20 protein-coding genes are annotated in these 21,813 nt (G+C 71.1%); 6 read left to right on the top strand and 14 right to left on the bottom strand.

What is annotated here, in order from left to right; translation table 11 throughout:
* Positions 1-88: 88 nt before the first annotated feature.
* From E6R18_RS17400 to E6R18_RS17430, 8 genes are all read right to left on the bottom strand, one after another.
* Positions 89-2,161 carry a glycoside hydrolase family 6 protein gene (locus tag E6R18_RS17400; RefSeq protein WP_136317850.1) on the bottom strand — a complete coding sequence of 691 codons (2,073 nt, stop codon included), beginning with the start codon at positions 2,159-2,161 and terminating at the stop codon, positions 89-91.
* Positions 2,162-2,369: 208 nt separating this feature from the next.
* The gene (locus tag E6R18_RS17405; RefSeq protein WP_136317851.1) at positions 2,370-5,132 is read right to left on the bottom strand and encodes a glycoside hydrolase family 48 protein; all 2,763 of its coding nucleotides are present in this window, start codon (positions 5,130-5,132) and stop codon (positions 2,370-2,372) included.
* Between the two features lie 148 nt (positions 5,133-5,280).
* The gene (locus E6R18_RS17410; RefSeq protein WP_240799767.1) at positions 5,281-6,819 is read right to left on the bottom strand and encodes an endo-1,4-beta-xylanase; all 1,539 of its coding nucleotides are present in this window, start codon (positions 6,817-6,819) and stop codon (positions 5,281-5,283) included.
* Between the two features lie 1,056 nt (positions 6,820-7,875).
* Entirely contained in the window at positions 7,876-8,034 is a 159-nt protein-coding gene (locus tag E6R18_RS34080) for a hypothetical protein (protein ID WP_018522815.1), read from the bottom strand.
* A gap of 66 nt (positions 8,035-8,100) precedes the next feature.
* Positions 8,101-9,051 carry a cytochrome c oxidase assembly protein gene (locus E6R18_RS17415; RefSeq protein ID WP_136317807.1) on the bottom strand — a complete coding sequence of 317 codons (951 nt, stop codon included), beginning with the start codon at positions 9,049-9,051 and terminating at the stop codon, positions 8,101-8,103.
* A gap of 118 nt (positions 9,052-9,169) precedes the next feature.
* A complete protein-coding gene (locus tag E6R18_RS17420; RefSeq protein ID WP_136317808.1) occupies positions 9,170-10,195 on the bottom strand; it encodes a 6-phosphofructokinase in 1,026 nt (341 codons plus the stop codon).
* 167 nt (positions 10,196-10,362) lie between these two features.
* Positions 10,363-11,091, bottom strand: coding sequence for a glutamine amidotransferase (locus tag E6R18_RS17425; protein WP_136317809.1), 729 nt, complete (start codon positions 11,089-11,091; stop codon positions 10,363-10,365).
* Positions 11,092-11,125: 34 nt separating this feature from the next.
* Complete coding sequence (locus E6R18_RS17430; protein WP_136205529.1) at positions 11,126-12,364, bottom strand: MurT ligase domain-containing protein; 1,239 nt, start codon at positions 12,362-12,364, stop codon at positions 11,126-11,128.
* A 391-nt stretch (positions 12,365-12,755) separates the two neighbouring features.
* Here E6R18_RS17430 and E6R18_RS17435 point away from each other — a divergent pair, with 391 nt between their 5' ends.
* The gene (locus E6R18_RS17435) at positions 12,756-13,922 is read left to right on the top strand and encodes an alanine--tRNA ligase-related protein (protein ID WP_136317810.1); all 1,167 of its coding nucleotides are present in this window, start codon (positions 12,756-12,758) and stop codon (positions 13,920-13,922) included.
* 45 nt (positions 13,923-13,967) lie between these two features.
* Here E6R18_RS17435 and E6R18_RS17440 read toward each other — a convergent pair whose 3' ends face one another.
* Positions 13,968-15,167 (bottom strand): right-handed parallel beta-helix repeat-containing protein, encoded by a 1,200-nt coding sequence (locus tag E6R18_RS17440; RefSeq protein ID WP_168712385.1) that lies wholly within the window; start codon positions 15,165-15,167, stop codon positions 13,968-13,970.
* Between the two features lie 267 nt (positions 15,168-15,434).
* Here E6R18_RS17440 and def point away from each other — a divergent pair, with 267 nt between their 5' ends.
* Positions 15,435-15,989 (top strand): peptide deformylase, encoded by a 555-nt coding sequence (def, locus tag E6R18_RS17445; protein WP_136317811.1) that lies wholly within the window; start codon positions 15,435-15,437, stop codon positions 15,987-15,989.
* An 11-nt stretch (positions 15,990-16,000) separates the two neighbouring features.
* On the opposite strand, the gene E6R18_RS17450 is transcribed toward def, so the two are convergent.
* Positions 16,001-16,651: a TetR family transcriptional regulator gene (locus tag E6R18_RS17450; protein WP_136317812.1), complete on the bottom strand. Its 651-nt coding sequence runs from the start codon at positions 16,649-16,651 to the stop codon at positions 16,001-16,003.
* Between the two features lie 169 nt (positions 16,652-16,820).
* Between E6R18_RS17450 and E6R18_RS17455 the strand changes: the two genes are divergently transcribed.
* Together E6R18_RS17455 and E6R18_RS17460 are read left to right on the top strand one after the other, a co-directional pair.
* Positions 16,821-18,047: an acyl-CoA dehydrogenase family protein gene (locus E6R18_RS17455; protein WP_136317813.1), complete on the top strand. Its 1,227-nt coding sequence runs from the start codon at positions 16,821-16,823 to the stop codon at positions 18,045-18,047.
* A 159-nt stretch (positions 18,048-18,206) separates the two neighbouring features.
* On the top strand, positions 18,207-18,605 hold the full coding sequence (locus E6R18_RS17460; protein ID WP_136317814.1) for a hypothetical protein: 399 nt from the start codon (positions 18,207-18,209) through the stop codon (positions 18,603-18,605).
* 9 nt (positions 18,606-18,614) lie between these two features.
* Here E6R18_RS17460 and E6R18_RS17465 read toward each other — a convergent pair whose 3' ends face one another.
* Together E6R18_RS17465 and E6R18_RS17470 are read right to left on the bottom strand one after the other, a co-directional pair.
* A complete protein-coding gene (locus E6R18_RS17465) occupies positions 18,615-19,106 on the bottom strand; it encodes a glutathione peroxidase (RefSeq protein WP_136317815.1) in 492 nt (163 codons plus the stop codon).
* 34 nt (positions 19,107-19,140) lie between these two features.
* A complete protein-coding gene (locus E6R18_RS17470; protein WP_136317816.1) occupies positions 19,141-19,683 on the bottom strand; it encodes a GNAT family N-acetyltransferase in 543 nt (180 codons plus the stop codon).
* Positions 19,684-19,924: 241 nt separating this feature from the next.
* Between E6R18_RS17470 and E6R18_RS17475 the strand changes: the two genes are divergently transcribed.
* A complete protein-coding gene (locus E6R18_RS17475) occupies positions 19,925-20,359 on the top strand; it encodes a hypothetical protein (protein WP_136317817.1) in 435 nt (144 codons plus the stop codon).
* Positions 20,360-20,366: 7 nt separating this feature from the next.
* On the opposite strand, the gene E6R18_RS35270 is transcribed toward E6R18_RS17475, so the two are convergent.
* The gene (locus E6R18_RS35270) at positions 20,367-20,498 is read right to left on the bottom strand and encodes a hypothetical protein (protein ID WP_276607264.1); all 132 of its coding nucleotides are present in this window, start codon (positions 20,496-20,498) and stop codon (positions 20,367-20,369) included.
* A 201-nt stretch (positions 20,499-20,699) separates the two neighbouring features.
* Here E6R18_RS35270 and E6R18_RS17480 point away from each other — a divergent pair, with 201 nt between their 5' ends.
* Positions 20,700-20,924: a DUF6011 domain-containing protein gene (locus E6R18_RS17480; protein WP_136317818.1), complete on the top strand. Its 225-nt coding sequence runs from the start codon at positions 20,700-20,702 to the stop codon at positions 20,922-20,924.
* Between the two features lie 4 nt (positions 20,925-20,928).
* On the opposite strand, the gene E6R18_RS17485 is transcribed toward E6R18_RS17480, so the two are convergent.
* Entirely contained in the window at positions 20,929-21,813 is an 885-nt protein-coding gene (locus E6R18_RS17485) for an acyl-CoA thioesterase II (RefSeq protein WP_136317819.1), read from the bottom strand.

A 21,813-nucleotide genomic window follows, 5' to 3' on the forward strand; every position in this document is an offset into this window, starting at 1 on the left:
ACCGGTCGATCACTTGTGCGCAACGAGGTCCGGCCCCGCCACGTGGGTGGCGGGGCCGGACGAGGTCACCGGATCATCCGGCAGGTGTTCAGGGCGCGGTGCCCCAGGAGAGCGCTCCGGCCACGTACACGCCGACCTTCGTCGCGTCGGTGAAGCTGGTGGCGGTCGAGCGGCTGTAGTCGTCCGCCTCGTTGAAGTTGGACCAGTCGCTCTTGTTCAGCCGCAGCTGCATCTCACCGGTGGAGGCGCCGGCCGCGAGGCTGCCGCTGCCGAAGGAGACCTCCAGGTAGTGGCTGGCACCGGCCTGCGAACCGCCCGACTTCACGGCGAGCGACAGGTTGCCGCAGCCGATGACCGCGTAGTCGCACGCGGTGCCGAAGGTGGAGGAACCGGCCTCCGGGGTGAACCAGTAGCGCAGCTTCACCGTGGACAGGTCCACGGCGGTGCTGCCGGTGTTGACCAGCTGGAGACCCATCCGGATCTGGTTGTCGGTCGCGGAGGAGTCGTTGTTCTTGTACTGGACCTTCAGGGCTCCCGTTCCGGTACCGCCACCCGCTGAGGTGGTGGCCGAGAGGGCCGAGGAGGCCGCCGAGACGTTACCGGCCGCGTCCTTCGCCTTGACGGTGTAGCTGTAGGCGGTCGAGGCCGACAGACCCGTGTCCGTGTACGAGGTGGTGGCGGTCGAGCCCACCTTGGTGCCGTTGCGGTACACGTCGTAGCCGGTCACACCGGTGTTGTCGCTCGACGCGGACCAGGACAGCGAGACGCTGCTGCTGGTCTTCGCCGTCGCCGTCAGGCCGGCCGGCGCGGTCGGCGCCTGGGTGTCGTCGTTGCCGCCGTTGTTTCCGCCGTCGTCGCCGCCACCGTTGTTGCCGAGCGGCGGGTAGGCGTTGCGCACCAGCTCCTGGAACTGCGCGGAGAACCAGTGACCCGCGACCGGGGAGTTCGGCAGCGCGCCGGTCATGCTGTTGCCGTTGCGGCCGTTACCGGTGTACGTGGGGTCGCACATCCGGTCGAAGCCCTTGCCCTCGTCGTTGTCCTCGGCCTGGCTGCTGCCGTCCGACTCCCCCGGGGGCTTGGCCCACACGTAGGCGTCGATCCCGGCCTCGGGGGCGGTGGTGGGCCGCTCACCGATGCCGGCACCGCTCTGGTTGCACCAGTTGCCGGCGTGGATGCGCCGGTCGACCCGGCCGCCGTTCACATAGGCGTCCACGCTGGTCAGCGGGCCCGCGGAGGTCGGCCGTTCGGAGCCGCCCCAGCCGTTGCGGGCCGTGTCGATCAGCATGCCGATGTTGGAGTTGAAGCCCTCGCTCACCAGCATGGTGCGCAGCGCCTGGGCGAACGACAGCTCATCGGCGTAGTAGTTCCAGTCGACCCACTTGGACTGGCGCACTGTGGTGCCGTTCACCGAGTCGGTGATCTTGAAGTTCGGCTCCTTGAGGGCCGAGTAGTTGGCCGTGTTCACGATAAATCCGGTGACGTCGTTCACCGTGGCGCCCTCGGAGGTGGCCGCCTTCTTGAACTCGGTCGCGGCCGGGCCCATGTTGGTGTCCCAGCCCAGCCAGCCGTGGTGGGCGGCGTCGACGTAGTTGTAGACGTTGGGAATGGCACCGAGGGTGTGCAGGGCGTAGCCGACACCCTTCTCGTAGTTGCCGTTCGCCTTCATCGTCGCGCAGGCGTCGGTCGAACCGGCCGTGCCGCCCGCGTTGGTGACGATGTTGGGCAGCGAGTCGGGCTCGATGATGGTGACGATGCGCAGGCCGGCGTACGCCGGGTCGGCGAGGATCTCGGAGATCGGGTCGATGTACTCGTTCTTGTACCGGTCGAGCTCCGTGGGGCCGAGCTCACCGTTGGACGCCAGCGCGGCGCAGTCGCGCCCCGGCAGGTCGTAGATGACGACCTGGAAGAGGTTGGCGCCCTGGTCGAGGGCGGTGTCCAGGTGCTCGCGCAGGCTCATCGCCCCGGGCGTCCCGTCGATGGCCGCGATGCGGTCCATCCAGACGAAGGCCGGCGTGTCGGCGATGGCGGCGCCGCCCGGTTCGGCGGCCGCCTTGGCGGACCAGTCGGGGTTCACGTATGCCTTGGCGCCCACGTAGGGGTTGTCGACCCGGGCCGCCGCGTCGGCGGTGGTGGGAATGGCCACCGCCAGGGCCGCGCCCATGGCCAGGGCGGAGACTGCTGCCAGCCTCTTGCGTAGCCCGTGCATGATGGTGCCTCTGGTACTCATTGCGGCTCCGTGCTCCTCTCGTACGTCTGCGGAAACTCCCCGCAGACGGGTTCATGGGGGTGCTGCCCGATGGCGGGCACAGCGGGGTGAGTGATTGACCCGCCATCGGGAGTGGTGGGGTGGCCGGCGGTGGGTCAGCCGGTCAGGGCTCGACTCCCCAGGCCAGGGTTCCGGCGACGTAGGCGCCCACCTTGGTGGAGTCCGCGTACGCGGTGTTGCCGGCCCGGCTGTAGTCGTCGCTCTCGTCGAAGTTGGACCAGTCGCTCTTGTTCAGGCGCAGTTGGAGCTCGCCCGTGGACGCGCCGGCGGCCAGGGTGCCCGCCCCGCCGGTGAAGCCGACTTCCAGGTAGCGGTCGGCGCCGGTCTTCGGACTGGGGACGGCGACCACCGTGTGCGTGATGTTGGACGAGCCGAGCGCGGCGTAGTCGCAGTAAGTGCCGAACGTGCTCGGGCCGCCGTCGGCGGTGAACCAGTACCGCACCTTCACCGTCGTCAGGTCGATCGGCGCGCTGCCGGTGTTCACCACTTGCAGGCCCAGCCGGATCTGGTTGTCGCCGGTGGCGGAGTCGGCGTTCTTGTACTGGACCTTCACCGCGCCGGTCCCCGTCGAGCCGCCCGTCTTCGTGGTGGCGAGGACCGCGTCCGACAGCGCCGAGGTGTTGCCGCCGGCGTCCCGCGCCGCGACCGCGTAGGTGTACTCGGTGCCCGCGGCGAGCCCGGTGTCGGTGAACGTCCGCCCGGTCGCGTTGCCCGCCAGCACACCGTTGCGGTACACGTCGTACCCGGTCACCGCGACGTTGTCGGTGGAGGCCGACCAGGAGAGCGAGACGCTGTCCTTGGTGGTCGCGGTCACCGTGAGGCCCGCAGGGGAGGTCGGGGGCTCGGTGTCGCCGCCCGGCTCACCGCCGCCGCCCTCCACCAGCAGCTCCGCGTAGATCGCGAAGGCGAGCGCGAGCGCGGCCTGCGCCCAGAACCGGTGGTAGGTGAACGTGGGGGCGTCACCGCCGTCGAGGTACGCCTGCACCTTCGGCCAGTCCGGGTCGTCCTTGTACCAGCTGCGGATGCCGATGAAGGTCGAACCGGGCCGGATCGGGTCGCCGTTGGGCATGGTGCCCGACCAGCCGGACGGGATGTACACCTCGTCGTCGAACCGGTTGTAGTCCTTGCGGGTCTCGGGCACCGAGATGCCCTTGTCCGTGGTGTTCAGCGCCATCGCGTCCAGCAGCGCCTTCGCCAGCGCCGCCGCGTCCTCGTCACCCGACTTGGCGGCGTAGTAGGTGAGCGTCTTGACGTACGCGGCTCCCACACCGACGTCGTTGGCGTAGTCCACGACCGAGACGTGCAGACCGGCGTTGTCACCGGGCGAGGCCGCGTTCCAGGTGTCCGGCCGGCCCGTCCAGTTCAGGGTGGAGGGGAAGCGGAAGCTGCCGTCGGCGCCCACCGTCGTCTCGCTCGACGCCCAGGCGACCCACTTGGACAGCACCGCCTCGGCGGTCGCGTTGCCGGTGACGTAGTAGTACGCGGCGACCCGCTCCATGCCCCATGCCTGGAAGCCGAACCAGTTGTTGCTCGCCGGGTCGTGGTAGACCGGCTGCCAGTCGTACGCCATTCCGTAGAAGGTCGGCGTCCCGGCCGGCGGCTGACTGTAGCTGCCCTCCCAGCTGTTGGTGCAGCCGCCCGCGAGTGCGCCCTCGCTGGACTGGAGCCAGGTCAGGAACTCCAGCTGCCGGGTCAGGCTCTTGGACCAGTCCGACTTGGCGGTCGCGGACTTCGGGGTGAGCGAGGGCACGTTGGACAGCGCCCACGCGGCCAGTGGGTTCTGGTAGCCCTGGTGCGAGGCACCGTCACCGATGCGCCACGCCCAGCCGCCACCGCTGCCCGCCGCGGCCCCGCCCCAGGCGTAGTACCAGGACAGCAGGTAGTGCTGGGAGTCCCGGCCCGATGCGGCGGGGCAGGAGTTCGGGTCGGTGCAGCCGCCGATCCGCTTGAAGTACTTGTCGAACATGGCGTACCGCAGGTAGTCGCCCATCTTGGCGGCCTTCGCCACCGAGGCCGCGACCTGGCTCTCCTTGCCCTGCTCCGAGGCCCAGCGGTACGCCCAGTAGGCAGCCTGCACCGCGCGGGCGTCGGCGTCCGGCGCGTTGGTGTACTTCCACTGCTTGGCGTAGCTGGAGTCCCCGACGAACAGGTCGAGATACCCGTTGGGGCCGCCGTACTCGAAGAGGTCGGTGGTCGGCTGCGGGACGGTCTCCCACACCGACTCCTGCGCACCGCGCTGGTAGGTGTTGAGGAAGGAGGCGCCGGCGCCCGGCCCGGACTCGCCGCCGGTGCCCGGCTTGTTGCCGTAGCCGTAGACGTTGTCCAGGTCCATCAGCCAGTGCATGCCGTAGACGTCCATCGTCCCGTAGGACGAAGCGAGTTCGGACGAAAGGGGGTCGGTGCCCACCGGGACCGTGCCGTCCAGGGCGGAGGGGTAGCCATCGGGCAGCGGGTGCTCCGGCGCGTAGGTCGCGGGCGCCGAGGGGTTGTACGAATCGCTGGTGGACTGGTCGGCGTGCTGCGGGATGATGGTCTTCTCCGCCACCGCCCAGGCCGCGTTGAAGGGTGCCCAGTCACCCGTCACCCGGCCGTACGCCGCCTCCAGCCACATCCAGAAGCTGACGGCCTCGGACGTGGTCTGGTGGCCGTGGTCGGGTGCCTCGACCATCAGGGTCTCGACCGAGTGGTACGGGAGACCGTCGGGGCTGAAGTAGCCGTTGGCCGCCGCCTTGATCTTGCCGTACTGGGTGAGGAATGCCTGCGTGTACGGGTCGTCGGCCGCGGCGGTGGCCCGGGCGCCGTTGCCGGCCTTCGCCGAGGCGGGCTCGGCGACGGCGGTGCCCTGCGCCAGGCCCAGGGCCAGCACGCTGCCGCCCAGAGCGCTGCTGAACGTTCTCCGTGATATCGACACAAATCCTCCAGTGGCGGGTGTCGTCGGGGGGAGGGGAGAAGGTGATGCGGTGGGGACGGGGGCGCGGGGAGGGAAGACAGGGGGCCGGGGGCGCGGCCCCGGGTCAGGGCTCGATGCCCCAGATCAGGTCGCCGGCGGCGTACACGGTGATCTTCGAGGCGTCCGCGTACGAGGTGCCGGTGCCGTGGCTGTAGTCGTCCGACTCGTCGAAGTTCGACCAGTCCGTCTTGCTCAGGCGCAGCTGGATCTCGCCGGTCGACGCCCCCGGGGCCAGGGTGCCGCTCGCGAAGCCCACTTCGAGGTAGTGGTCGGCCCCGGCCTTGGGTGTGCTCGCCGTGACCACCCGGTGGGTGACCGTGGAGCAGCCGAGGGGCGACCAGTCGCACCAACTGCCGTATGCAGTGGCGCCGTTGTCGCCGGAGAACCAGTAGCGGACGGTCACCGAAGGCAGGCTCACCGCGCTGGTGCCGGTGTTCACGAGTTGGAGGCCGGGCTTGATCTGGTTGTCACCGGCCGAGGTGTCGTTGCTGCGGTACTGCACCTTCAGCGCGCCCGGGGTGGAGCCGTCGTCGCCCCCGTCCGCCTCGCCGCCCAGCGCGACGCGCACGGCGTCGTAGGCGGGCTTCGGGGTCAGGTTGTCGTCGTACAGGTTGGCGGCGCCCTCGCCCGGGAAGGTGCTCGACACCCAGGAGTACTTGTCGGTGTAGTCCCAGATGGTGATGCCGACGCAGCGCTCGACGGCGAGGCAGGCGTCGACCGCCTGTGCGTAGTACGAGGACTGGGTGGCGAGCTTGGCGGTATCGGCCGGAAGTTGCATGCGCACGTCAAGTTCAGTGACGGCCACATCGAGGCCGAGATCGGCGAACCGCTGCATGTTCGCCCGCATCTGGTACGGGAAGCCGTACTGGATCGCCAGGTGCGCCTGCATCCCGACCCCGTCGAGCGGTACGCCTTCGGCGAGCAGCTCGCTCACCAGGTTGTACATGGCGTCGCTCTTCGCGCCCTTGCCCTCGATGTTGTAGTCGTTGATGTAGAGCTTGGCGTCCGGGTCTGCGGCGTGGGCCGCGCGCAGGGCGGTGGCGATGTAGTCGCTGCCCATCGACGTGTAGAACGGGCTGGTGCGGAAGGTGCCGTCCTCGTTGAACGGCTCGTTCACCACGTCCCAGGCGGCGACCTCACCGCGGAAGTGGGTGGCCTCCGCAGTGATGTGGTCGGTCATGGCCGTCTCCACCTGCGCGGCCGGCAGCGAGTCGACCCAGCCGGGCAGCTGGCTGTGCCAGACCAGGGTGTGGCCGCGCACGGTCTGGCCGTGCTGCTGGGCGAAGTCGGTGATCACGTCGCCCTTGGCGAAGTTGAACCGGCCCCGTACGGGCTCGGTGGTGTCCCACTTCATGGAGTTGCCCGGGGTGATCTGCCCGAACTCGGAGCCGAGGATCGCCGCATAGGCGGCGTCGGACAGCTCGGGGTTGTCGGTGGCGGAACCGAAATACCTGCCCCGGGCGGCGGCGAGGTCGTGCAGTGTGCTCTGCGGGGCCGCTGACGCCGGCCCGCCCGCCAGGCCGCTGGCAAGGGCGAGGGCGCCGACCAGGAGGGCCGGGAGTCCCCCGGGGCGACGGGGCCTACAGCGCTTCACCAAGCTCATGACGAACGCCTTCCTCTGCCGGGCAGCGTGGCACGTCACGGGGAGCGCGGCTGCGCCCCGCAACGCCCTTGCCGCCGAACGGCGTTGGGGGAGAAGGGAGGGGGTGGAGTGTGCAAGTCTTGATTGTGGGAGCGCTCCCAAGGTGGCGTGGCGACAGGCACCTGTCAAGAGTCAAATCGCAACTGGCTTACGGGTGTGTGAACGCGGCCATGCGCCGAACGGGCCCGTCGCGCAGCATTGTTGACGCCCGGACGAGCAGCGGCCGGCTCCCGCCGAAGAGCGCGTCGCCGCCCCTTCGCGCCGGCGGTCGCGGACGCCTGCGGGAGGAGCACCCTGAGCCTGCCCGAAGCATTCGCGATCGCACGCGTGCGGGCCGTGCGTGGGTGCTCGGGTGGCCGCCGTCGTGGTGCGTCGGAGTACACGGGCGGTGACCGATGGTGAAATCGGCCCTTCGCTGTGAGGCCGCCGACGCAAGGCGGTCCGCTGTCCCGGGCCTGGAGTGAAGAGGCGGCGCAGCGACGTGATAAGCGTGGTCGAGCGCTGCACCCGGGGGCCGCGCGCACGTGGGAAGTGGGCGGTCGTCCGTGTGCGCATGCTGACGAAGAGTGACGGAAGGCGGCCGTGATATGCGAGGTGCGAGCGAGCCGTTCGCGGCGTCCGGAAGCCCTTGCCGCCGTGCGCGAAGGTGTACGCCCGGTGCTGCCGCGCAGGTCCTTGGAGGAGTCCGGCGAGGCGCTGCGCGAGCCTCGGCCGCCCGATCGCGAACGGGCGCTCCGGGGTTTGGGCGCGGAGCGGGGGCGGACGGATATGAGCCCGCCGGCCGGCCGCCGTATACGCCCGTTCACCCCGGCGTCACGTCGCACGGGGCGAGGCGAGGCCACCGCGGACGCCGTCGCGGGCAGTCGGCGCACCCGGCCACACCCGGCGGCCGGCGCGCCCGGCCACCGGCGCACCCGGCCACCGGCACACCCGCCCATCAACCTTGCCGGGGTGGTCGGCGCCCACACCGCCCGGACGCCATGCAGCGAAACGAGGTGTCGGAGCCGCTGCCCCGGCTCAGGTCTCCCGGGTCGCGGCCATCCCTATGGTGATCAGCCCCAGCAGCACCCAGCCGAACCAGAGCCAGCCGTTGCTCCCCAGGGCCACCGTGTAGGCGGTCACCGCCACCAGAGCGCCTGCGGTGAGCATTCCCATCGTCTTCGTGGATCCGGACATGCGCGCACCCTCCTCGTCGGCCGCGCGGCCGTAAAGGCCATCGTCACCCGGAAGGGGGGTCCGCCGCTACTGTCCGCGCGCCTGCAACGACGCGAGATACGCGTTGTACGCAAGCAGCTCCTGGTCCCCGTCCCGGTCCGCGGCCCGGTCCGAGCGCTTCGCCGTCCGCTGCTCCGAGCGGTACCACTGGAACACCAGGGCCACCAGTACCAGCACCGAGGGGATCTCGCTGAACGCCCAGGCGATGCCGCCCGCCGCGCTCTGGTCGGACAGGGCGTCGATGCCGAGCGAGACCGGAGGGTTCTCGTACACCTCCACCATCGGCTGGGACGCCATCATCAGCGCGATCCCGAAGAACGCGTGGAACGGCATCCCGGCGAACAGCTCCAGCATCCGCATCACATAACCGGGGCGGTGCGGCCCGGGGTCCACGCCCATGATCGGCCAGAAGAAGAACAGGCCGACCGCGAGGAAGTGGACCATCATCGCCAGGTGCCCGGTCGTCGAGCCCATCAGATAGTCGAAGAGCGGAGTGAAGTACAAGGCGTACAGGCTGGCGATGAACAGCGGGATCGTGAAGGCGGGATGCGTGACGACCTTCATGTACCGGCTGTGCAGCAGCATCAGGAGCAGCTCGCGCGGCCCCTTCGAACCACGCCGCGCGACCGGCAGCGCGCGCAGCGCGAGCGTCACGGGCGCCCCCAGCAGCAACAGGATCGGCGACAGCATGCTGATCACCATGTGCTGCACCATGTGCACGCTGAACATGACCATGCCGTAGTCGTTGAGCCGGGTGCACATCACCAGGGCGATGGTCAGCACACCGACGACGAACACGACCGTGCGGCCCACCGGCCACTCGTCCCCGCGCCTGCGCAGCCGCAGCACCCCGTACCCGTACAGCAGCACGGCGAGGACGCAGCCGGTCAGGAAGAACGGGTCCGCGGAGAACTGGAGCCCGCGTCCCAGCGTGAACGGCGGCAGGTCCATGTTCATGCCGTGCCCGCTGTGATCCATCTGTTCACTCCCGAGGGGAACGCCGGGACGTCCCTGTTTCGTGCTGGTTGTCCCGACCAGAGTAGAACCGCCCCCGGCCGCGGATGCGGCCGGGGGCAGTCTCGGGTCGTGGTGTCGCTCAGAGCACGCACTCCGCCTCGGAGTACCGCTCGGCCGGGACCGTCTTCAGCGTCTCCACGGCGTGCGCGAGCGGCACCATGGTGATGTCCGTGCCGCGCAGCGCCGTCATCATGCCGAACTCGCCGCGGTGCGCCGCCTCCACCGCGTGCCAGCCGAAGCGGGTCGCGAGGACCCTGTCGTACGCGGTCGGGGTGCCGCCGCGCTGCACATGGCCGAGGATCACCGGGCGGGCCTCCTTGCCGAGGCGCTGTTCCAGCTCGATGGAGAGCTGGGTCGCCACGCCCGTGAAGCGCTCGTGACCGTAGACGTCCTTGACGCCCGACTCGAAATCCATGGAGCCCTCGCGCGGCTTCGCGCCCTCGGCGACCACGACGATCGCGAACTTCTTGCCGGCCGAGAAGCGGCGGCCCACCAGCTCCGTCAGCTCGTCGATGTCGAAGGGGCGCTCGGGGACGACGATGGCGTGCGCACCGGCCGCCATGCCCGAGTGCAGGGCGATCCAGCCGGTGTGCCGGCCCATGACCTCGACGATCATGACGCGCTGGTGCGACTCGGCGGTGGTCTTCAGCCGGTCGAGCGCCTCGGTGGCGACGCCGACCGCGGTGTCGAAGCCGAAGGTGACGTCGGTGGAGGCGATGTCGTTGTCGATGGTCTTCGGCACGCCCACGATCGGCAGCCCCGCCTCGGACAGCAGGTTCGCCGCCTTGAGCGTGCCCTCGCCGCCGATCGGAATGATCGCGTCGAGACCCAGATCCCCGACATGGCCCCTGGCCTGCTCGATGCCGCCGCGCAGGTGTGCGGGCTGGACCCGGGAGGAACCGAGGATCGTGCCGCCGCGGGCGAGGATGCCGCCGACCGCGTCCAGGTCGAGCTTGCGGTAGTCGCACTCCAGGAGGCCCCGCCAGCCGTCGTGGAAGCCGATGACCTCGTCGCCGTGGTCGACCACAGCGCGGTGGACGACGGACCGGATGACCGCATTGAGGCCGGGGCAGTCGCCGCCGGAGGTGAGCACACCAATTCGCATTGCCCGGGAAACCTTTGCAACGTGGGCCGACGACCGGACCACGTCGTCCGGTTGGATCCCCGCCACCCTACCGGCGCAGGGTGGCGGGACCGAACCGGGCGTCCGCCTGCTGGACTCCGCTCAACTGAGCCGAATCGGCCTCATCGGACCGCGTCGAAACGGCCTGGTCAGGCGGGCTGTGTGGCGGCCGCGATGCGCTCCGCGCGCAGCGCCTCGTACCACCGGTCGTCGGTGGGCGGGAGCGCGTTCACATCGAGGGCCAGCTTCAGCAGCAGGTCCGCGATGAGGGGGTTCCGCGCCATCACGGGACCGTGCATGTACGTGCCGAAGACGGTGTCGTTGTACGCGCCCTCCGTGCCGTCGCCCGTGCCGTTGCCCCGGCCGAACCGCACCCGCGCGAACGGGCGCGCGGTGGGGCCGAGATGCGTGACGCCCTGGTGGTTCTCGAAGCCGGTCAGCGGCGGAAGACCGAGATGGGGGTCGATGTCCGCCAGCACGTCGCCGACGCACCGCGCGCCCTCGCCGCGGGTCGAGACCACGTCCAGGAGGCCGAGACCCTGCTCGCGCTCACCGAGGTCGTTGACGAACTCGTGGCCGAGGATCTGGTAGCCGGCGCAGACCGAGAAGATGATCGCGCCGTTGGACGCGGCCCGGCTCAGCCCGCCGTCACGGCGCAGCCGCTCCGCCGCGAGCCGCTGCGGCCGGTCCTCACCGCCGCCGATCAGATAGATGTCACCGGACGTGGGCACCGGCTGGTCGCTGCGTACGTCGACGCGCGCGACGTCGAGACCGCGCTGACGGGCCCGGCGCTCCACCACCAGGGCATTGCCCTGGTCGCCGTAGGTGCTCAGCAGGTCCGGGTAGACCCACACCAGCCGCAGGCTGTTGTTGCTCATGCTTCGTCCTCTCCGGAGGGGGCCGGGGCCGGGGTCAGTTGCCGACACGGCGGCGCAGATCCTGGAAGGCGGTGTAGTTGGCGATGACCTCGATGCGTCCCGGCGGTGCCTGCTGCACGGCCTCGTCGAGGTTCTCGCAGACCCGGAAGTCGAGTCCGGCCACTTCGAGCCGGACCGCGAGGTCCAGCTTGCGGTCGCCGAGCACGAAGATCGGGTGGCCCGCGAGCTGGGTGTAGTCCACGTCCCACAGCCACGAGGTGTCCGTGCCGTCCGCGCCGCGCGCGTTGACCGACAGGATCACCGGAGTGGGCGGCGGGTCGATCAGGGAGAACGTCTCCAGCCAGCCCGCCGGGTTCTTCGCCAGCAGGAGCCGCAGCTCACGGCCGAGGAAGCTCACCACGTCGTAGCGGCCGGCGACGGCCTGCACCTGGTACATGCGCTCCAGGGCCACCTGGGGCGGCACCCCGAAGACGGCGGCGACGGCCGCCGAACTCGTCGCGTTGGCCTTGTTGGCGCGGCCGGGGAGCTGGAGGTGGATCGGCCAGGCCGAGCCGTGCGGGTCGAGCACGTAGTCCCCGTGCAGGACCCAGCTCGGCGGCGGGCGCCGGAAACCGCACTCGCCGCAGAACCAGTCGTCGCCGGGGCGCTGCATGACACCGCCGCAGGACGGGCAGGACCAGGCGTCGTCCTTCCACGCCTGGCCGGCCGCGACCCACACCACGTTGGGCGAGGAGGAGGCCGCCCAGACGATCAGCGGGTCGTCGGCGTTGGCGACGATCACGGCCTTGGAGCCGGACAGCCCCTCCCGCCACTTCTCGGCCAGCATCCGCGTTTCCGCGGCCCGGTCCAGCTGGTCGCGCGAGAGGTTGAGCAGCGCGATCACCTTGGGCGTCGTGTCGCGGGCGACCCCCGCGAGGTACTTCTCGTCGACCTCGATCACGCCGTACTGCGCGTCGGAGCCGCCGGCCAGGGCCGAGGTGATGCCCGCGGGCATGTTGGCCCCGAGCGCGTTCGAGACGACCGGGCCCGCGGCCCGCAGCGCCTCGGCGATCAGCCGTGTGGTGGTCGTCTTGCCGTTCGTCGCCGACACGAGGATCACGTCCAGGTGCTGCGCCAGCCGCCCGAGCAGGTCGGGGTCGAGCTTGAGCGCCACCCGGCCGCCGATCACCGATCCGCTGCCACGCCCGGCCGCCCGCGACACCGCCGCAGCGGCCTTGCCCGCCGTCACGGCCAGCTTGGCCCGCGGCGACAACGGCTCCGTGTTGCCTGCCATCGTCCTAGATCCTCCTTGCATCGGTCCGCCGCCCAGCCTATCGATGTCCGGCGCGGTGACGGCACGGCGGCACCGTCCGGCACGTGGAGTTCCCGTGGAATGGAGGACGCGGGGGAGTGCCGCCGCGTTCCCGACGCCCTTGCCGGCGGGCGAATCCGGGTGCGCGGACGGCCCGGGGCGCGTTAACGTCGCCGTATGGACGTCAACGGCCTGACCATCACCGCGACCGCGCGAGCGACCAGCTCGCCGGTTGCCGCCGTCTGACCTTCCCTCCCCCCGGCGACCGGAAACGGTCCGTCGGTGGTGCCGCGGTGTTCCTGCCCCGGCCGGGTGACTGAACGGGTCCCGTTCTCCGGTGCCTCCCCCGCTGTGACGCGAAGGAGTCATCCCCATGGATACAGAACAGCTGACCCGCACATTCGTCGAGTACTTCGAGGAGCGCGGCCACCGCCGCGTCGTCGGCTCCACGCTGCTGCCGCCGCCCGGAGACCCGGTGCTCTTCACCACGTCCGGCATGCACCCGCTCATCCCGTACCTGGAGGGCCGCCCCCACCCGCTGGGCAGCCGGCTCGTCAACGTACAGCGCTGTCTGCGCACCACCGACCTGGACGAAGTCGGGGACGCCACCCACCTGACCGTCTTCGAGATGCTCGGCACCTGGTCGCTGGGCGACTACGGCGGCCCGCGCAGCCTCGACTGGGGATACGGGCTGCTCACCGAGGGGCTCGGCGTCGACCCCGGCCTGCTGTACGCCACCGTGTACGCCGGTGACGAGCGGACCGAGCAGGACACGGCCTCCCTGCGGCTGTGGCAGGAGCTCGGCGTCCCCGTCGAACTCACCGTGGAGGACAACTGGTGGTCCAACGGCCCGGTCGGACCGTGCGGCCCCGATTCGGAGATCTTCCTGTGGAGCGGTGAGGGCCCGCCCACCTCCACCCCCACCCGGGACGAGCGCTGGGTGGAGGTGTGGAACCACGTCACGATGAGCCACCGCCGGCTCGACGACGGCTCCCTCGTGCCGCTTCCCCGGCGCAATGTCGACACGGGGCTCGGTCTTGAACGGCTGGCCACGCTGCTCCAGGGCAGGCGGTCGGTCTTCGAATGCGACGTCTTCGACCCCTGGCGCCGCCTCGTACCGGGGCTGTGGCCGCTGGACGAGCCGTCGCTGCGGCTGGTCTGCGACCACCTGCGGTCCGCCGCCGTCGTCCTCGGGGACGGGGTGCGCCCGTCCGCCACCGGGCGGGGGTACGTGCTGCGGCGCCTGCTGCGACGGGTGCTGACCGTGCTCCGGCGCGAGGACCCGTCGCGCACCCTCGGCGACCTGCCGCCCGAACTGGTCCGGCACACCCTGGACCACTTCCGGCAGGACCTGGACCCCGGCGTGGTGCTGCGGGTGCTGGCCGAGGAGGAGACCCGGTTCACCGGGCTCCTGGAGCGGGGCCGCCAGGTGCTCGCCCGGCCCCGGTTCCGGGGGCCGCTGACCGACGAGGACTTCCACTACCTCCACGACACGCACGGCCTGCCGCGCGACCTGATCACGAGCCTGCGGGAGGAATGAGGCGAACGGTGCCGGGGGGCCGCCCCCCGGCACCGCGAAGATGCGTTACGGCGTCACCACGGTCCCGCCGAAGGACACCACGAGGCGGCCGTCCGAGGCGAACGACCACTGCAGGGCGCCTTCGTACGCGGAGCACCGGGAGCCGTTCGAGCCCGACCAGAACTGGTTGGAGCTGTCCGCGTCCCCGATGGCCTTGTCGTTGGAGCCGCTGCCGCTGCGGCAGGAGGTGTTGCCGCGGAACACCGAAGTCCCCTTGTCGAAGGAGAAGTTGCGCTCCTCGTTGTCGATGCCGATGTTGTCCGACACCGTCATGGAGCCGGGGTTGCTGTTGTACGTGAACCCGTGGTGCCCGTTGCCGTAGGCGATGTTGCGCCGCACGATGTGGCCGACCTCGATGCCGTCGCCGCCGAGCTTGAACCCGTTGCGGTCGCCGTCGTCGTTCACCGTCCCGTCCGAGAGGGTGCCGTTGTCGTACGAGAGGGAGTCCTCGATGGTCACCGGGCCGATGGGGCCGGTGACCTTCTTGGTGTAGAGGTCCCAGCCGTCGTCGATGTTGTTGTGGGAGACCGTGTAGCGGAAGACGTTGCCGGGGCCCGAGGTGAGCTTGGCGGCGAAGCCGTCGGCGTCCTCGCCGTCCGAGTCGGCGTTGTCGTGCGACTCCGAGCTCAGGACGAGGTTGTCGGCGGGCCACTCGTCGTGGGGGGTACTGGAGGAGATCCGTGAGATCTGCAGGCCCGAGTCGTGGTTGAAGCGCGTCACGACGTGCTCGATGACGTTGTTGCTGCCGCCGACGAAGATGCCGTTGTCACCGGCACGCTCGACCGTGATGCCGTCGATGTGCCAGTAGGCGCCGTTCACCGCGAGCCCGCGGTTGGCCGGGTCCTCGCTCATCTCCGAGAAGTTCAGCACCGGTTGCTCGCCCGGGTAGGCGGCCATCGTGGTGCGCGCGCCGGACGTGCCGTCGTTGCCCGGCGGGATGGTGACCGTCTGCCCGTAGTGGTACCTGCCGCCGCGCAGATAGATCGTCCCGCCGGAGCCGACCCGGCTGACCGCCGAGGACAGTGTGGTGGGGTCCGACTCCGTGCCCGCCGCGTCGGCGGTGCCGTCCGGCGCCACGTACAGCGCCGCGGCGGCCAGTCGCACGGAAGCGGTTTCGTGCGCGGGAGCGGCCTGAGCGGTGGCGCCCAGGGCGGCGAGCGAACCGGCCAGCAGGCCGGCACATGCGAGAACGGGTTTGATCTGCATCGTTCGACTCCAGGTGGGGGGAGGGTACGGAACGACGGAACGGACTTGCGTCCGGCCCGGAGCAAGCGCTTTCCATCGACCGTAGAGTGACGCCATGGGCACGTCAACGGTCATGCATGTGTGTGTTGGTCAGCCATGTGAACTAGGTGGGCCGGCAAACAGCCCGAACCGCTTCCTCCCGGCCCGGCCGGGTGACCGGAGCGCGGGAGTTGACGAGGCCGGATGCGGGGCGGTCGACGTGTCCGGGGCAGCCGTGCGGAACGTACGATGACCGCCATGCGAAACCGCCCGATCCCCGGCAGTTCCGGAATCGTCCGGACCATGAGCCTGCTCGGTGACCCGGTCCTGCACGCGGCGTGCGAGCCGGTCACGGACTTCGGTCCCGCGCTCGCCCGGCTCGTCGAGGACATGTACGCCACGATGTACGAGGCGCGCGGTGTCGGGCTCGCCGCCAACCAGATCGGCGTGCCGTCAAGGGTGTTCGTCTTCGACTGCCCCGACGACGAGGACGTGCGCCACCTGGGCCACGTGGTCAACCCCACGCTGGTCGAGGCGGACGGCGTCACCGTGCGCGGCCCTGAGGGCTGCCTCTCGCTGCCGGGTCTGGAGGCCGGTACGCCGCGCTTCGACCACGCCGTGGTGGAGGGGGTGACGGTGGAGGGCGAGCCGGTGCGGATCGCCGGGACCGGTTTCTTCGCGCGCTGCCTCCAGCACGAGTGCGACCACCTCGACGGCCGGGTCTACACCGACCGGCTGACCGGTCTGCGTCGGGCGCGGGTGTTGCGCGCGGCCCGCCGGGCCCCCTGGGGCCGCACCGGCTGACCGGCGGCCCGTCAGAAGCCGGGGCCGCCCGGGCGGTCACCGGCGGCGGCCAGCCTGCCCCACAGGAGGTCGGCCAGGCTCTGTACCAACTGCTCGCGGGAGCACGGGCGTTCGCCCAGCCACCAGTCGCCCGCCGCGTGCATCATGCCGACGATGCCGTGGCCCCAGATGCGGGCCATCGCCTGGCTGTCCGGGCCGAGGTCGACCCGCTCGGCGATGACGGTGGCGAGTTCCTCGCCCAGGCGGCGCAGCAGCGGGGCGGAGTGCCGGCCGACGTCGAAACCCTGCTCGGGGGAGGGGGTGGCGTCGTCGGACGGGTGCATCAGGAAGCGGTAGACCTGCGGGCGCGCCTCGATGGCCGCGAGGTAGGTGTCGAGCGTCGCCTCGACCCGCCGGCGGCGGTCGGCGGGTGCGTCGAGGGCGGCGCGCAGGGCGCTCAGCAGGGCGTCGGTGTGCCGCTTGGCGAGGGCGCGGTAGAGGCCGCCCTTGTCGCCGAAGTGCCGGTAGAGGATGGGCTTGGTGATTCCCGCTTCGGCCGCGATGGCGTTCATCGAGGCTCCGGGGCCGTCCCTGAGCACCACGCGGTCGGCGGCCTCGAGCAGCTCGCGACGACGGCGCTCGGCCGCGGTCCGCTGGCCCCCGGCCTGTCGTGTGGTCTCCATGTCGTTTCTCCCACCCCTGACGTGCCTGTCCGTCCTGCCTGCGCAACGTAACACCCTGTCGGGCGCGGTGCGGATGGCGTCTCACGCGGTTGACAGAGGCTACTTGCCGGTAACACACTGTTGTTACCGCAAGTAACGAGGCGTTTCGAGGCAGCACGTGGAGGGGAACATGGCCGAGTTCACGCTCGAGCTCAATGACGACCAGAAGCAGGTCCGTGACTGGCTTCACGGCTTCGCCGCGGACGTGATCCGTCCGGCCGCCTCGGAGTGGGACGAGCGTGAGGAAACGCCCTGGCCCGTCATCCAGGAGGCGGCGAAGGTCGGGATCTACTCCCTCGACTTCTACGCCCAGCAGTTCTTCGATCCTACGGGGCTCGGCATCCCGATGGCCATGGAGGAGCTGTTCTGGGGCGACGCCGGCATCGCCCTGTCGATCGTGGGTACGGGCCTGGCGGCAGTCGGCGTCCTCGCCAACGGCACCGAGGAGCAGATCGGCACCTGGATCCCGCAGATGTACGGGGACGCCGACGACGTGAAGGTCGCGGCCTTCTGCTCGTCCGAGCCCGACGCCGGTTCCGACGTCGCGTCGATGCGCACCCGCGCGGTCTACGACCAGGCCAAGGACGAGTGGGTGCTCAACGGCACCAAGACCTGGGCGACCAACGGCGGCATCGCCAACGTCCACGTGGTGGTCGCGGTCGTCGACCCCGAACTCGGCTCCAAGGGGCACGCCTCCTTCATCGTGCCGCCGAACACCCCCGGTCTGTCGCAGGGCCAGAAGTTCAAGAAGCACGGCATCCGCGCCTCGCACACCGCCGAGGTCGTCCTGGAGGACGTGCGCGTGCCGGGCCACTGCCTGCTCGGCGGCAAGGAGAAGCTCGACCAGCGCCTGGCCCGCGCCCGCGAGCGTGCCGCCTCCGGTGGCGAGCGTGTGAAGAACGCGGCGATGGCCACGTTCGAGGCGTCCCGCCCGGCCGTCGGCGCCATGGCCGTCGGCACCGCCCGTGCCGCGTACGAGGTGGCGCTCGACTACGCCAGGACCCGGACCCAGTTCGGCCGCCCGATCATCGACAACCAGGGCGTCGCCTTCCAGCTCGCCGACATGCGGACCCAGATCGACGCGGCCCGCCTGCTGGTCTGGCGCGCCTCCTGGATGGCCACCACCGGCAAGCCGTTCGAGTCCGCCGAGGGCTCCATGTCCAAGCTGTACGCGAGCGAGACCGCCAAGAAGGTCACCGCCCAGGCGATCCAGATCCTCGGCGGCAACGGCTTCACCCGCGAATACCCGGTGGAGCGCATGCACCGGGACGCCGCGATCTACACGATCTTCGAGGGGACGAGCGAGATCCAGCGCCTGGTCATCGCCCGCACGCTCTCCGGCATGCCGATCCGCTGACGGCCCTCCGCGGCCCGGAGCACGCCCCGGCCCCCGCTTCCTGTCACCACGTCAGGAGGCGGGGGCCGGATCGCGTGTACCGCTCACGATGGTGTGTGTCTGCCATGTACCTGTAGATTCCCCGTGCAGATCGTGACCGGGTGACGAAGGGGGCAGGGCATGGTGGGGTCCGGTGGGATACGGGTCGCGGCGGCCGCCGCCGCGGCGTTCGGGCTCGTCATCGCCGCACAGGCAACGGCGTCCGCCGAGCCCCGGACGGTCGACGCGACCTTCGGCGGGTACGGGGAGTGGAACGCCGACCCCTACGGCGGCGCCCCCGGCGATTCGATCCGCGCCTGCGACACCTCGTCGGACGGCTGGAGCATCGAGGTGAAGCTCGACATCGGCCGGGACGGCACCTGGGACCGCACCGCCACCACCCGCGGCCACACCTCCCCCTACTGCACCCCGTGGAAGACCGGCAACATCAAGGAGGGCACCCCGGTCCGCGTCCAGGTGGCGAACGTGGACGGCGGTGTCACCTACCCCAAGGGCTCCCTGCTGCTGAGCCACGCCTGACGGCCGAACCTAGGCGGCCGGGAGCTGGGCCTCGATGGCGGCCACGAGCTCCGGGGCCTCCGGCTCCGTGCGCGGACGGATACGGGCGACCGGCTCACCGGCCGGCGAGATCAGGAACTTCTCGAAGTTCCACTGGACGTCCCCGGCCTCGCCGTCCGCGTCCGCGAGCCGGGTCAGCTCCGCGTACAGAGGGTGCCGGCCGGCACCGTTGACGTCGGTCTTCTCCAGCAGCGGGAAGGTCACCCCGTACGTCGTCGAGCAGAATGCCTGGATCTCCTCCGCGCTCCCCGGCTCCTGGCCGGCGAACTGGTTGCACGGCACGCCGAGCACGGTGAGACCGCGGTCCCCGTACTCCTTCTGGAGCCGTTCCAGCCCGGCGTACTGCGGGGTCAGGCCGCACTGCGATGCGACGTTCACCAGTAGCACCGCCCGGCCGCGGTAGGCGCCCAGCGTGGTCGGCTCGCCGGTGAGGGTGCGCAGCGGGATGTCGTACAGCGTCATGAAGGTCTCCTCGTCGGTGTCTTCCCGCCCATTCTTACGCCCGGGGCTCCCGGGGTACGCACCCGGCCGCCTTGTAGTAGAAGGTCGTCGGCTTCAGGACCCCGGACGGGTCGCCGGCGTAGTCCGGGACCGACCCGCACTCCGTCCAGCCGGCCGACCGGTACAGCCGCTCCGCCGGGCTGCCGCTCTCCGTGTCCAGGATCAGCAGCGTGATGCCGTCCTCGCCCGCCGCGCGCTCGACCGCGTCCAGCAGCGCCCGGCCGAGACCGCGGCCGCGCGCGGACGGGCGGACCATCAGTTTGGCCACCTCCGCGCGGTGGCGGGCGTTGGGCAGGGGCGCCCGGGCCAGGCCGATCGTTCCCGCGATGCGTTCCCCGTCCCGGGCGAGCCACACCTGCTGGCGCCCGGCGTCCACGGTGGCGGCCCGCTCCCGCCACCACGCGGCGGCGGCGCCCCGGTCCAGGGGCGCGAGGAACCCCACCGACGATCCGCCGTCGACGGTCTCCACCAGCAGGGCGGCCAGCTCATCGGCGTACGTGACCAGTTCGGGTCCGGACACGGGGACGATCTCGGTCATGGGCAGGTCCTTTCACGGTGACGACGGGCCGCGGCCCCGACGACGCCCCGGCCGTCCCTCCGCGCGGACCGGCATGCGGCCGCGCGATCATAACCCCAGGTCGGCGGAGGTGCGAGTGGCACCGCACGGCAACTGCCCGCCGTTCTGCCGGACCCTCCCGCCCGTGCCACGCTGGAACCGGAATGCCCGGTGCGGCACACCGTTTCCGCCGGGCGACCGTGCCAGCAGAAGGAGGCCCGAGATGGCCGGCACCGGAAGCGCAGCACAGACGACACACGGCACCGACGGCTCACACCATCCCTTCAGAACGGGCTGGACCGCATTCGCCGCGGTCCTGATGGTCTTCGGCGGCGCCATGGCGATCCTCCAGGGGATCTCCGCCATCGCCAAGGACGACGTCTTCGTCGCCACCCGCAACTACGTCTTCGAGTTCAACCTGACGGGCTGGGGCTGGATCCACCTCATCCTCGGCATCGTCATCGTGCTCGCCGGCTTCGCTCTGTTCACCGGGGCCCTGTGGGCGCGGGCCGTGGGTGTGGTGCTCGCCGGGTTCGGCGCCCTGGCCAACTTCCTCTGGCTGCCGTACTACCCGCTGTGGTCCATCGTGCTCATCGCCATCGACGTCTTCATCATCTGGGCCCTGTGCTCGGGTACCGACGGCCGCGCACGGGTCTGACGCCACCTCACCGGCCCGTCAGCCGGGAGCGGCGCTCCGGATCGGCCCACAGGACGAAGGAGCGGGCGCCGCCCCCGCGCGCGCCGAAGCAGGCCGGTACGCCGCCCGGCGGCAGTTCGCGCTCCAGATGGGCGAGCACCCGCGACTCACCGGCGGGCCCGTCCCTGACGGTGACGACATGGCTGAACGACGCGGCGGGACCCGTGGCCGCCTCGCCCCTCCCGCGCCTTCTTCCCCGCGGGGACGGGCAGCACGTTCAGGACGCCGGCCGCGTGCGTGCTCCTCCGTTGTAGTGACCGGGACGTCGAACAGCAGCCCCGGCACCTGAGAGGATCACCGCGTGGAGTCACCCGAAGCCGCCCCCGGGACGGAGCCGCTGCCCGGCGCCGCCGCAGCCGCCGGCCCCCGTACCGTGCGCTGCCGCCTGTGCGGACGGCCGCTCACCGGCACCGCGTCCTGCCGCACCGGCCTCGGCCCCTCCTGCGACGCCAAACTGCACCCCGCGCCGCCGGCCGTCCGCCACCGGCGGCACGAGGTCGAGCAGGACGCGCTGCCCGGCATCTGAGCCGTTACGCCGACGGGCCGTCGCCCAGCCGCCGGAACAGCCCCTCCTGCACCACCGACACCAGCAGATTGCCCGCACGGTCGTAGATCCGGCCGCGCGCCAGCCCCCGCCCGCTCGTGGCGATCGGCGACTCCTGGTCGTACAGGAACCACTCGTCCGCCCGGAACGGCCGGTGGAACCACATGGCATGGTCCAGCGACGCCATGTCGAAGCCGCGCGGTCCCCACAGCGGCTCCACCGGGATGCGGACCGCGTCCAGCAGCGTCATGTCGCTCGCGTACGTCAGCGCGCACGTGTGCACCAGCGGGTCGTCGCCCAGCGGGCCCACCGCACGCATCCACACCGCGCTGCGCGGGTCGGCGCCCTCGACCTCCTCCCGCGTCCAGCGAAGCCGGTCGACGTAGCGGATGTCGAACGGCTGCCGCCGCGCCATCCGCTCCAGGGCCTCCGGCAGCCCGCCCAGATGCTCGCGCACCTCCTCGGCGACCGTCGGCAGCTCCTCGGGACCGGGCACGACGCGGGCGGGCGGCAGCTGGTGCTCGAAGCCCGCCTCCTCCGGGCGGTGGAACGACGCCGTCAGGTTGAAGATCGTCCGACCCTGCTGCACGGCCGTCACCCGGCGGGTGGTGAACGACCTGCCGTCCCTGACCCGCTCGACGTCGTAGACGATCGGCACGCCCGGCCGGCCCGGCCGCAGGAAGTAGGCGTGCAGCGAGTGCACCGGCCGGTCCCCGTCCGTGGTGCGGCCGGCGGCCACCAGCGCCTGCCCCGCCACCTGCCCGCCGAAGACCCGTTGCAGGGACTCGTCGGGGCTGCGGCCGCGGAAGATGTTGACCTCGATCCGCTCCAGGTCGAGCAGGTCGACCAGGCGCTCGGCGGGGTTCGTCAT

The sequence above is a fragment of the Streptomyces sp. A1277 genome (assembly GCF_004795015.1).
Lineage (GTDB): Bacteria > Actinomycetota > Actinomycetes > Streptomycetales > Streptomycetaceae > Streptomyces.